This is a genomic window from Flavobacterium selenitireducens (assembly GCF_014748335.1).
In the GTDB taxonomy this organism is placed as follows: Bacteria; Bacteroidota; Bacteroidia; order Flavobacteriales; family Flavobacteriaceae; genus Flavobacterium; species Flavobacterium selenitireducens.
On the sequence record NZ_JAAVIY010000021.1, the window covers coordinates 1 to 11,727 of the forward strand.

The 11,727-nt window shown below is 38.0% G+C and carries 14 protein-coding genes; all 14 read left to right on the top strand.

Going from position 1 to position 11,727, the window contains the following annotated elements; genetic code table 11:
• The first annotated feature begins 149 nt into the window (after nucleotides 1-149).
• Nucleotides 150-707 (top strand): hypothetical protein, encoded by a 558-nt coding sequence (locus HC229_RS16175; RefSeq protein ID WP_191021548.1) that lies wholly within the window; start codon nucleotides 150-152, stop codon nucleotides 705-707.
• A 628-nt stretch (nucleotides 708-1,335) separates the two neighbouring features.
• Nucleotides 1,336-1,740: a hypothetical protein gene (locus HC229_RS16180; RefSeq protein WP_191021549.1), complete on the top strand. Its 405-nt coding sequence runs from the start codon at nucleotides 1,336-1,338 to the stop codon at nucleotides 1,738-1,740.
• Between the two features lie 256 nt (nucleotides 1,741-1,996).
• Entirely contained in the window at nucleotides 1,997-2,644 is a 648-nt protein-coding gene (locus HC229_RS16185; RefSeq protein WP_191021550.1) for a hypothetical protein, read from the top strand.
• A 188-nt stretch (nucleotides 2,645-2,832) separates the two neighbouring features.
• Nucleotides 2,833-3,402 (top strand): hypothetical protein, encoded by a 570-nt coding sequence (locus tag HC229_RS16190; protein WP_191021551.1) that lies wholly within the window; start codon nucleotides 2,833-2,835, stop codon nucleotides 3,400-3,402.
• A gap of 563 nt (nucleotides 3,403-3,965) precedes the next feature.
• On the top strand, nucleotides 3,966-4,583 hold the full coding sequence (locus HC229_RS16195) for a hypothetical protein (protein WP_191021552.1): 618 nt from the start codon (nucleotides 3,966-3,968) through the stop codon (nucleotides 4,581-4,583).
• Nucleotides 4,584-5,776: 1,193 nt separating this feature from the next.
• Nucleotides 5,777-6,565: an endonuclease NucS gene (locus HC229_RS16200; protein WP_191021553.1), complete on the top strand. Its 789-nt coding sequence runs from the start codon at nucleotides 5,777-5,779 to the stop codon at nucleotides 6,563-6,565.
• A gap of 237 nt (nucleotides 6,566-6,802) precedes the next feature.
• Nucleotides 6,803-7,339: a hypothetical protein gene (locus HC229_RS16205; protein ID WP_191021554.1), complete on the top strand. Its 537-nt coding sequence runs from the start codon at nucleotides 6,803-6,805 to the stop codon at nucleotides 7,337-7,339.
• 650 nt (nucleotides 7,340-7,989) lie between these two features.
• Entirely contained in the window at nucleotides 7,990-8,280 is a 291-nt protein-coding gene (locus HC229_RS16210; protein ID WP_191021555.1) for a hypothetical protein, read from the top strand.
• 444 nt (nucleotides 8,281-8,724) lie between these two features.
• Entirely contained in the window at nucleotides 8,725-9,144 is a 420-nt protein-coding gene (locus tag HC229_RS16215; RefSeq protein WP_191021556.1) for a DUF2489 domain-containing protein, read from the top strand.
• Between the two features lie 705 nt (nucleotides 9,145-9,849).
• The gene (locus HC229_RS16220; RefSeq protein WP_191021557.1) at nucleotides 9,850-10,134 is read left to right on the top strand and encodes a hypothetical protein; all 285 of its coding nucleotides are present in this window, start codon (nucleotides 9,850-9,852) and stop codon (nucleotides 10,132-10,134) included.
• Nucleotides 10,101-10,424 carry a hypothetical protein gene (locus tag HC229_RS16225; RefSeq protein ID WP_191021558.1) on the top strand — a complete coding sequence of 108 codons (324 nt, stop codon included), beginning with the start codon at nucleotides 10,101-10,103 and terminating at the stop codon, nucleotides 10,422-10,424. Before HC229_RS16220 ends, HC229_RS16225 begins: the two co-directional genes overlap by 34 nt.
• A gap of 285 nt (nucleotides 10,425-10,709) precedes the next feature.
• Nucleotides 10,710-11,045 carry a nucleotidyltransferase family protein gene (locus HC229_RS16230; RefSeq protein ID WP_191021559.1) on the top strand — a complete coding sequence of 112 codons (336 nt, stop codon included), beginning with the start codon at nucleotides 10,710-10,712 and terminating at the stop codon, nucleotides 11,043-11,045.
• Nucleotides 11,014-11,346 carry a HepT-like ribonuclease domain-containing protein gene (locus tag HC229_RS16235; RefSeq protein WP_191021560.1) on the top strand — a complete coding sequence of 111 codons (333 nt, stop codon included), beginning with the start codon at nucleotides 11,014-11,016 and terminating at the stop codon, nucleotides 11,344-11,346. The genes HC229_RS16230 and HC229_RS16235 overlap by 32 nt, the downstream gene beginning before the upstream one ends.
• 274 nt (nucleotides 11,347-11,620) lie before the next feature.
• Nucleotides 11,621-11,727 (top strand): helix-turn-helix domain-containing protein (locus tag HC229_RS16770; RefSeq protein ID WP_191021561.1); only part of this gene is annotated, 107 nt, incomplete at its 3' end.

Here is an 11,727-nt window from a genome sequence, read left to right on the forward strand (position 1 = left end):
AACAGGCCAAGGAAATGCCTAAATTATAAAACACCGAAATATATTTTGGAAAGAGAGATTGCCGCCTCAAAACATCGATTAAATTAGCAATAATATTAAACATCAAAAGACCTGTTGCAATTAGGTCTTGAATCCACCCCCACATCCCGATGAAGAACATCTTTAATGTATTATTTATATTATCATTTTATTCTGGTTTTACCCAAAAATATGTGGACGCGAAGATAATCACTTTGGATAATGACACAATCAATTCTAGAATTAAGATAGCTACAAATATCTTTGACAAAAAGCTAATAGATGAAGCAAGTTTTTTCCGAACACTAGTGCTTATTGATGACAACGGCAATAAGACACAGAAAATTAAAGCTGCAAACGTGAGAGAGTTAACATTTATAGATTTCAATCAAAAAAACATGCTCTACGTAAACAATGGGAAAGCTCTGAAAAAAGTTATGTACAATGGAACAAAAATCAAATGGTATTGGGATATCAGCCAAAACTTATATGACGGCTCGATACAATATTCGGAATATTTGATCGATGATAAGGGTACAAAATATAAAATAGGATTATTTAAACGAAGAAAGTCCACGCTATTAGAACTCACTAAATCAAAACCAGAGTTAGTTTCCGAAATAGAAAATATTGAACTTACAAATGATAATATGCTACTTGTCCTGAAAAAGTACGAAACTCCTGAATAACAAATACTTCTGCTAACCGCCGCTAACCGCCATGGCAGCGGGATGACTAAGGGGAAGAGTTTTGTCCCATAGCCGCAAAAATTTGATTTTTCCTGCTTTGTTAAGCTAGGAAAAATCATAAGTTTTGCTACCTTTCGTTTCGGCGGAGAGATCCGTCTCCGGAAGGCTGCCACGATCGGTTAGCGGCCTCACGTTACTTGCAAGCCGGCGCTGCGCGCGAGCGCCCGATTTGACACTATTTTTTCCAAAAACGACCGTTTTTCAAATCGAGCGCCGTGGCAATTTTAGAACCAACCTCGTAACAGAGAGTACCAGGTAAATTGCCACGCCAATCTTTGTGTTTTCGGCCTGCAAGTAACCGCCGCTAACCGCCATCGCTGGTTCAGAGTAACTAGCACCTAAAATTTCCAAAAGTCGCGAAAACAAGATTTTTCCGCTTTGACAAGCTAAAAAAAATCGTTGATTTCGCTACCTTTATTCCAAAGCAGAGAATATTCTCTCCGAAAGGCCGCGACGGCGTTTAGCGGCCTCACGTTAGCGTCCATTGACGAAACCCCGAACAACAACAACAACAACAACAACAACAACAACAACGACAACAACGACAACAAAAACAATCAAAAAACCTATGAAATATTTAAAACTCTTCTTGCTCACTATTATTGCTTATTCTCTTCAAGGCTGTCCGGGTGAGCCCGAAGATCCAGATTATATACTGAAAGTAAAAAATACGTCAAATGAAGGGATATATATCCAAAGTATCGCGCGGTCAATTGATATAAGAGAAATAGAGTTTGAAAAACCTTATGAAACTTTCTTAGTAGATGTAGGCGAGACAAAAGATTTGGATATATGGGACAGATTTTTAACCGACGAAAAGTCCTTCCAAATTTTAATTTATAAAAAATCAACACTCGATAATTACACTTGGGAAGAGATTCAAAACAGCGATTTATATCAAGGATATTATAAATTTGAAAATCTTTCGGAATTACAGCAGATAAATTTCGAACTAACATTTGAAGGTAATTAATCTCAATTTCAACGGCCGCTAACCGCCGCTAACCGCCATCGCTGATTTAGAATAATTAGAACCAGAAATTTCCAAAAGTCGCGAAAACAAGATTTTTTCTGCTTTGGCAAGCTTGAAAAAATCGTTGGTTTCGCTACCTTTATTCCAAAGCAGAGAAAGTTCTCTCCGGAAAGCCGCGACGGCGTTTAGCGGCCTCACGTTACTGGAAAGCTTTGGACACCAGACATCAGAAATGACACGGTTATAATTTCTTACTATGAGATTTAGTATAATTATCTTGATATTTGGTGCGCTAAGCTGTAGCACTTCTAAAAGTACTAACAAAATCGAAATAGAGAGTTCTATACTTTCATCAAAGGCTGTTGGTAAACGTCATAAAACTCAGAATTCTTACAATCCATATATTTACGAAAATGGATATGCGAGTATTAGCGTAGTTGAAGAAATTATTACCTTGGATACATTGCACCTTAAAGTAAACAAAGTTAAGTTCAATGCCGTGCTGGGTGCAAATTATACGCAAGCTGCAATGTTTCAAAAATTCGGCAAATGGAATAGAGAAATATTCATGGAATCGCCTCGAAGAGGTAGCTTACCGGCAATGACAAAAGTTATATTGATCTGGGACAGCGTAAAGTTGTTGCCGAATAACGAAACTCTATTCAATATCTTTTGCGAAGGCGATGAAAACATGAAAGAGAATTATGCGTCTGCGATGGTCTTTGATTCAAAGTATAATGATCAGCTCAAAATGAATGTCGCCGAAAGAGAACTAATTATAAACACATTAGGCGAAAGCATTCAAAATCTCAAGTCAACAAATTCATTTAACCAAATGATCCGGCAGTTGATTATGAATTACAAAAGCAACCTAACATCTAAGCCTTCCAGTAACCGCCGCTAATCGCCATCGCTGGTTTAGAGTGATTACAACCAGAAATTTCCAAAAGTCGCGAAAACAAGATTTTTTCCGCTTTGACAAGCTAAAAAAAATCGTTGATTTCGCTACCTTTATTCCAAAGCAGAGAATATTCTCTCCGAAAGGCCGCGACGGCGTTTAGCGGCCTCACGTTACCAGAAATTGCATTAAAAATGAGGACTTCAATTTACATCTGTTGTTTTACATCTTTGATTTTTATAACCAATATCTATGGTCAGAGAAAGCATTTAGAAAAAACGTTAATTGAGAACTCAAAATGCACCGAGTTAAATAGATATTCTCTTTCTAAAAGATTAGCATTCTATCCATTCAGCGTGGCTAAAAGTATTGCTTTAATATCATTCGATGATCCCAAAATGGATGAAAATGCTATTCCCATTCGCGACAAAATTTTGGACATGGAAAAGGTAAAGGAATTTCTTATTCTGAAACCGAACGAAATTGGGGATTTGACACACATAATCTATAATTATGGTCAGAACGATAAGTTTCCTAAATATGGCGTAGAAAATTATAAATGTTATAATCCAAGAAACGCAATTTTATTCCTTGGCGATAAAAATGAAGTAGTTGAGTACATTGAAATTTGCTTCCAATGTTATGGAATCAAACTCAGTTCCGATAATATTAAAACTTGGCCGGAATGCTCTGAAAAGCTCAATTTGATTAAAAATTACTTCATTAAAGCAAAAATTAGAGTTGGAACGAATGCAAAGTTCTGACTACAGCAACTTCTGGTAACCGCCGCTAACCGCCATCGCTGGTTCGCGGTAAACACAACGTATCATTTCCAAAAGCCGCAAAACCAAGATTTTTTCTGCTTTATCAAGCTTGAAAAAATCATTCGTTTTGCTACCTTTCGAGTCGGCAGAGAGATTTCTCTCTGAAAGGCCGCGACGGCGTTTAGCGGCCTCACGTTACTTGCAAGCCGGCGCTGCGCGCGAGCGCCCGATTTGACACTATTTTTTCCAAAAACGACCGTTTTTCAAATCGGGCGCCGTGGCAATTTTAGAACCAACCTTGTAACAGAGAGTACCAGGTAAATTGCCACGCCAATCTTTGTGTTTTCGGCCTGCAAGTAACCGCCGCTAATCGCCATCGCTGGTTTAGAGTAGTTAGAACCTGAAATTTCCAGAAGTCGCGAAAACAAGATTTTTTCTGCTTTGGCAAGCTTGAAAAAATCGTTGATTTCGCTACCTTTATTCCAAATCAGAGAATATTCTCTCCGGAAGGCCGCGACGGCGTTTAGCGGCCTCACGTTGGTGGCAATTAATAAAGAAACATCATGAAATTGCGAACTTTCATCATTCTACTTTCAATTTCATTACTAATTTGTTGTAATGAAAACAAATCCGCAAATAAACCTGAAGACTATCTGAAAGTACTAAATCAAAAGGAATCAGAAAGCCAAAAATCAAGCGACGAAACTCCTGGAAAATTAATCTCAACAATCGATTTTGAAGTAAAGGCAAAACAAGAAGATTTAAAAATTTTTGAAGATGGCAAAATTCCATGGATTAGTATTGAGAATCCTGAAAGTGAAATTGGAGATTTATTCAATGCCGACGAAATTGTAATTAAAGAGCCGTCAATAGAAATAAATATAGATTATCCTTTAAATAAACCTTTTAAATTTAAGTTGCAAAATCCAAATGGTTTTACCAGAAGGCAACTTGCATTAGAGATTAGTAAGAAATACAAAGAAATGTATGCTGAAGAGGAAAGTACGGCAAAAACCAAAACTATTCCAATGAATGAAAGAAAAGGTATTATTAATCGAAACGAAACCGATGGTAAATTTGGAATTTGGGGACATGATATCCAAGATTTGGATTTAGGTTCAATTGAAGTCTACAGAAATCCGAGTGGAAACTTAGAATTACTATTGGATATTCAATCTTAAAACATTAACTGCCACCAACCGCCGCTAAAAAAGATCGCTGGTGTTAAGTGAAGTGAGCGCCCAATTCTTTAACTTCGTTTTCGTTCGGCTGAGAATACGCGCTCCGATTTCCGCGACCTCTTTTAGCGGCCTAGCGTTACTTGCAAGCCGGCGCTGCGCGCGAGCGCCCGATTTGACACTATTTTTTCCAAAAACGACCGTTTTTCAAATCGGGCGCCATGGCAATTTTAGAACCAACCTCGTAACAGAGAGTATCAGGTAAATTGCCACGCCAATCTTTGTGTTTTCGGCCTGCAAGTAACCGCCGCTAACCGCCATCGCTGGTTCAGAGTAACTAGCACCTAAAATTTCCAAAAGTCGCGAAAACAAGATTTTTTCTGCTTTGGCAAGCTTGAAAAAATCGTTGGTTTCGCTACCTTTATTCCAAAGCAGAAAAAATTCTCTCCGAAAGGCCGCAACGGCGTTTAGCGGCCTCACGTTACTTGCAAGCCGGCGCTGCGCGAGCGCCCGATTTGACACTATTTTTTCAAAAAACGACCGTTTTTCAAATCGGGCGCCGTGGCAATTTTAGAACCAACCTTGTAACAGAGAGTACCAGGTAAATTGCCACGCCAATCTTTGTGTTTTCGGCCTGCAAGTAACCGCCGCTAACCGCCATCGCTGGTTCAGAGTAACTAGCACCTAAAATTTCCAAAAGTCGCGAAAACAAGATTTTTTCTGCTTTGGCAAGCTTGAAAAAATCGTTGGTTTCGCTACCTTTATTCCAAAGCAGAAAAAATTCTCTCCGAAAGGCCGCAACGGCGTTTAGCGGCCTCACGTTACTTGCAAGCCGGCGCTGCGCGAGCGCCCGATTTGACACTATTTTTTCAAAAAACGACCGTTTTTCAAATCGGGCGCCGTGGCAATTTTAGAACCAACCTTGTAACAGAGAGTACAAGGTAAATTGCCACGCCAATCTTTGTGTTTTCGGCCTGCAAGTAACCGCCGCTAACCGCCATCGCTGGTTTAGAGTAATTAGAACTTCAAATTTCCAAAAGTCGCGAAAACAAGATTTTTTCTGCTTTGGCAAGCTTGAAAAAATCGTTGATTTCGCTACCTTTATTCCAAAGCAGAGAAAATTCTCTCCGGAAGGCCGCGACGGCGTTTAGCGGCCTCACGTTGGCAGCAAGCTTTTAATCACAGAAACCGAAAATATGACTCAAGTATTAAAATATGTAGGTAAAGGTCAATGGGTATCAGTTGACGAAAGAGATGTAGAACCGGGAGATAAATTGATTATTACTGAGAATAAAGCTCAAAAAAAATCATCTAGTGATAAAGTCGATGATTTCTTTAGCGAGATAAAAAATGATGTTGCTAAAAATGGATATAAATCAATTAAAGTTTCTACCATTCTCAAATCCTTTGGAATAAAAAAGCGAAATGAAAATAATACGGAAAAAATAAAATCTGAATTTTCAAAAAATGGTCTTTATGCGTTACCGGAATATTCCAAAGAACTAAAATTAACGCAAACCGTAAGGTTATATTCGTATAGAGTTCGTCAGTTAGGGGATTTGTTCGAAACAGAGCGGGATCTAGAAAACTACGTTGATGAAAATTTACTTTACAAAAACCTAAATATTAAAGAAGTAATCAGGCAACATAGTCCTAAAGGAACTAAAGACCGATTAGACTTTAAAGGCAATTCAATTGACGACGAAGTTGTTGTTTTAGAATTGAAAAATGCTGGCGGCGGTAAATCTGCTGTTGAGCAAGTATTGCGTTACGCTGGGTTGCTCAAAATGGAATATCCAACACAAAAAATTAGACAAATTCTGGTAACGGGAATTCAAAATTATGAAACAGCTTTGGCGATAAATGGAATGTCAGATTATCAAAGAGATTTGTTCGAATGGTATCTATATAAATATCATAAAGACATTAACCAATTCGAATTTGTACAAGTAGCAGATGAGGAAATTAATTTTTCAAATAGCTAAGCCTGCTGCCAACCGCCGCTAACCGCCATCGCTGATTCAGAGTGAAATGAAGCAATAATTTCCATAAGCCGCAAAACGATGATTTTTTCTGCTTTGTCAAGCTTGAAAAAATCATTCGTTTTGCTACCTTTCGAATCGGCAGAGAAATTTCTTTCCGAAAAGCCGCGACGGCGTTTAGCGGCCTCACGTTAGCTGATATTTCGGGACAACCGTTCAACAAATAATAAAAGTAAAGAAATGGCATTAGTAATTATTATCGGATTATTAATATTGGCAGTTTACGCATTTAAGGTGGCAGGGAAAAGCAAACATGAACTTGAACAAAAAGGAAATCCAATACATATTGGATTGAAAAATTCTGAAGAGTTTCTGTCAGCGAATATAAATAAAGCCAAAAAGTTCGCTCAGAAGACCGTTACTAAATCATATCTAACTGGATGCACGTGGATGCTGATAAATAATACAGACGAAAAAAATATACTTTTTACTTTTAGACTTAACAATGAATTATTGATCACGATTGATGGCATCGTAGAAAAAGGTAATTACGAATTAATAGTCGATAATAACAGTATTCTATTAACTCGCGGAAATATTACCGAACACTATAACATAGTAAATGTTCAAGATGATTTTATTTTTTTAAACAAAATGTCATCTCAAAAAGTATTAGCCTTTGCCAATCAAACAAAATTCAAAGACGAAATTAAATTTATGATTAACCAAAAGGCAAAACAGTACTATCAATTCGAAAGCGAAAGGTTTATTAATTGAAACATCAGCTAACCGCCGCTAACCGCCATTGCTGGGTTTCAGAAAAAATGAAGTGCTTTTTCCAGTGCCACAAAACTATGACTTTTTAAACTCCCAAGTTATAAAAATTCAAAAGTTTTGTTACCTTTCGTCTCGCCGGAGAGGACAATCTCCGGAAGCCAGCAACGCTCGGTTAGCGGCCTAACGTTACTTGCAAGCCGGCGCTGCGCGCGAGCGCCCGATTTGACACTATTTTTTCCAAAAACGACCGTTTTTCAAATCGGGCGCCGTGGCAATTTTAGAACCAACCTTGTAACAGAGAGTACCAGGTAAATTGCCACGCCAATCTTTGTGTTTTCGGCCTGCAAGTAACCGCCGCTAACCGCCATCGCTGGTTTAGAGTAATTAGAACTTCAAATTTCCTAAAGTCGCGAAAACAAGATTTTTTCTGCTTTGTCAAGCTAGAAAAAATCGTTGATTTCGCTACCTTTATTCCAAAGCAGAGAAAATTCTCTCCGGAAGGCCGCGACGGCGTTTAGCGGCCTCACGTTATGTGCCATAGCCGATCGAGAACACCGGTAGAAACTCGTAATGAATCCTTGTCAAGTTCCGATGTAAAAATCACTTGCGAACGAGGGTTAAAAAATAAGACTAATTAATATCATGTCGGGATGAAAATGAAATACACTTTAATGCTCTTGCTAATTGTTGTAAGTTCAATCGCTCAGGAAAAGAGAAATGAGCTGAAAGTTGAATTGATTGTAGACAAAGAAAACAATTATTCTACCACAGTTGCCGAATCTCCATATTTCGTTAAGGAAAAGGTTCTACAAATCTACCCTGGTGAAGATTTAAATATAGAGGTTGAGATAAATGAGGGAAATATATCAACGATGAAAGTAGTTGACGCAGTAAAATTTCCAGAGCGAACGATTAGTGTCCGTTTTTTTTCAGGAATCTAAAGATCGCCAAAACGCCCAGATGATGCTTGTAGTTAAGAATCCCTTTTCAAAAAAATTATTTTACGATGCAATCATATACCTGCCTGTTATGGAGAAATGGACGCGAACCAGTATAATTCCAATTCTACCAAAATTAGTTGGCTATGAAATGTGGCCCGATGTCATTGCAACGATAGCTTTAGAAAATTGGAGATTTATAAATTAAAAATTGCTACGGCCCATAACCGCCGCTAACCGCCATCGCTGGTTCAGGGAAATTAGAGGCTGAGATTTCCAAAAGCCGCGAAAACAAGATTTTTTTCCGCTTTGTCAAGCTAGAAAAAATCGTTGATTTCGCTACCTTTATTCCAAAGCAGAGAAAATCCTCTCCGGAAGGTCGCGACGGCGTTTAGCGGCCTCACGTTAGCAGACATTTTTGGAAAAATCGTCGAAAAAATCAAATTCATGTTTAAAAAATTAAAAAAAACTTTCTTGGATTTCTTTTGGAAAGACGCTTCAAAAATTGAATTAAATAAATTCGAAGAAATTAAGCGTAATAGGTTGATAAAAAAAATGAGGTCAAATGCTATTGCAATTTCGACTAGCCAAATTCAATTGCATACTGGAGTTATTAAAATGAATTCTCTTATCGATTCAATTTCCGACGTAAGTACTCTAGAGAATATCGATCTTGGCATCTTCAGACAATTTTATGTTGAGTTCTCCCTTTTTCCAATTGATCAAGAAAGGCAACATTACGGCAAACAGTATTTAGCAAAAATTGATCAACAATTGAACCCAATAAACGAACATTACAAAAAGCTTATATTTTCTAAATGTTCTGAAATCATAGAAAAATTTTCTTATATAAAAAACGTCTGCTAACCGCCGCTAACCGCCATCGCTGGTTCCGGGCGGGTTCACGTGCCGTTTCCAGCATCGCAAAACTATGATTTCTTCCACTTTTGCAAGTTAGAAAAAAGCAAAAGTTTTGCTACCTTTCGTCGTGGCAGATAGTAATCGGCTTCAAAAGCCGCGACGATCGGTTAGCGGCCTCACGTTATCGCCCAGCCGTTAAAAAAACACGACCTTCCTCCTACCTAGTAATAAACAAATCGAACGCTTACGTTATCCGTTTTGCTGCAGAAATATTCCTTTTGCGCCGCTGCGATATTTCAATTGCGACGTGGAGAATTCAAATTGTACCGCAGAGATATTTAAATCCAATTGCTACTTATAGAATTTAATTTGCACCGCCGAGATATTCAAGTCGTAGCGCAAAAATATTCCAGTAGCGACTCAGAAATGTTTCTGGAAATATATTATCAAAAGATTTAATAATCACTATTCACCAACATGTAAGTAATACTTAGTTCGGCCGAGGCGATAACCGCCGCTAACCGCCATCGCGGGTCTCGGGTGGATTTTGGTGCCGTTTCCAGCATCGCAAAACCATGCCTTTTTTCACTTTTGCAAGTTAGAAAAAAGCAAAAGTTTTGCTACCTTTCGTCGTGGCAGATAGTGATCTGCTCCAGAAGCCGCGACGATCGGTTAGCGGCCTCACGTTATGTGTAACCTTAAAAAAATCCGATGTCCACAGCACATTCTTTGAAAGTTGAAAATAAGCCAATGTTATTTTCATACGACATAGACACCGAACAGAAAATTATTGAAAAATGGGTTTTCGATAATCAACGATACTCAAGAAGGGATCTCAATATGGAAGCAAAATTGCTACTAACGCTCGCTTCTGATTTTATCGATATAATTAATTCTAAAAATCTTAACCAAACTCAAATAGATAATTTAGAAGTTGCCATTAAAGATGGAGCAAGTGGAGTTTGGGAAAAAGCAATAAACAGACTTGGATTGTAGCTTATCACTTTCAAAATGCAAAGGATAAAATTGTTTCTTTGATTGAGGATTCCGATGCGAAAATTACTGCAAAGGTTTTAGATTGTCTGTCGAGTGCATTTACTACAGAAGAACAAATAATGATTCTCAAAATTGCATTCAATAGTAACAGTAAAAAAGTAAAAATGTTTGCCGCCGATAAAGCTTTGTATTTACAAAATGTAGAGCTTAATGAGTTTTTGAACTCTGAATATTTGAATCAAAGTGATTTGAAAGTCAAAGAAAGTATAAGGTCTGCGATGAAAATATAGGGAAAATAGCGGATTAAATTTCAAATATTACTAAAGGCTACACATAACAGCCGCTAACCGCCATCGCGGGTTTTGGGTGATTTCAGGTGCCTTTTCCAGTCTCGCAAAACCATGATTTTTTCCACTTTTGCATGTTAGAAAAAAGCAAAAGTTTTGCTACCTTTCGTCGTGGCAGATAGTAATCTGCTTCGTCAGCCGCGACGATCGGTTAGCGGCCTCACGTTAGAGGAAAGCCATCCAAAAATCGCGAATCGGAGTAAACGATTAATTCCCTATTTTTACGAAATGGATTTAAAGAGCTCTATAGAATCAAAGTCAAATGAATTTATAGCATTGTGCAAAACGCACGATGTTGAAACTTTATATGCGTTTGGTTCAGCCACGAATGGCAAATTTGATGAAACCACAAGTGATATTGATTTGTTGGTAGAATTAAAAACTATTGATCCTATCGAACGTGGCGAAAAATTAATGGATTTGTGGGATAAGTTCGAAGGCTTCTTTCAGCGAAAAGTCGACCTGCTCACGAGTAAATCAATAAGAAATCCATTTCTGCTTAAGAGTATTGAATCATCTAAAATATTAATCTATGACGGACAAAGGCAAGAAATATCTTTCTGATATTTTAATGGCGATCGAGCTCATAGAGGAATTTACCGCCGAGATCAAAAATTTTAATATTTACGATGCTGACAAGAAAACTCAAAGTGCTGTCGAACGCCAATTAGCAATAATTGGCGAAGCACTAAATCATTTTCGACGTGTGGAACTAAATGCAAAAATTGAAAATGATAAGCAAATTATCGCGTTCAGAAATAGATTGATTCATGCTTATGATAATTTGGACAACTCAATTATCTGGGCAATTCTAAGCCGGCATTTAAAACCCCTAAAGACCGAGGTCGAAAATTTATTAAGGTAAGAATAAATTTGGCCTTCCTCTAACCGCCGCTAACCGCCATCGCGGGTCTCGGGTGGATTTTAGTGCCGTTTCGAGCATCGCAAAACTATGATTTTTTCCACTTTTGCAAGTTAGAAAAAATCAAAAGTTTTGCTACCTTTCGTCGTGGCAGATAGTAATCTGTTCCAAAAGCCGCGACGATCGGTTAGCGGCCTCACGTTAGCTGAAATCATTATAACACTCGGTAAATTCAAGAACTTAATGCAACAAAATCTTATCAATAGATTTGTTGTAAATGAAGAGAACATTCAACCATTTAAGTCATAAGGAAAGGATCGTAATCGAGACGTTGCTCGCCGAAAAAAAATCCGTTTCATATATCGCAAGACAACTGGGCAGGAA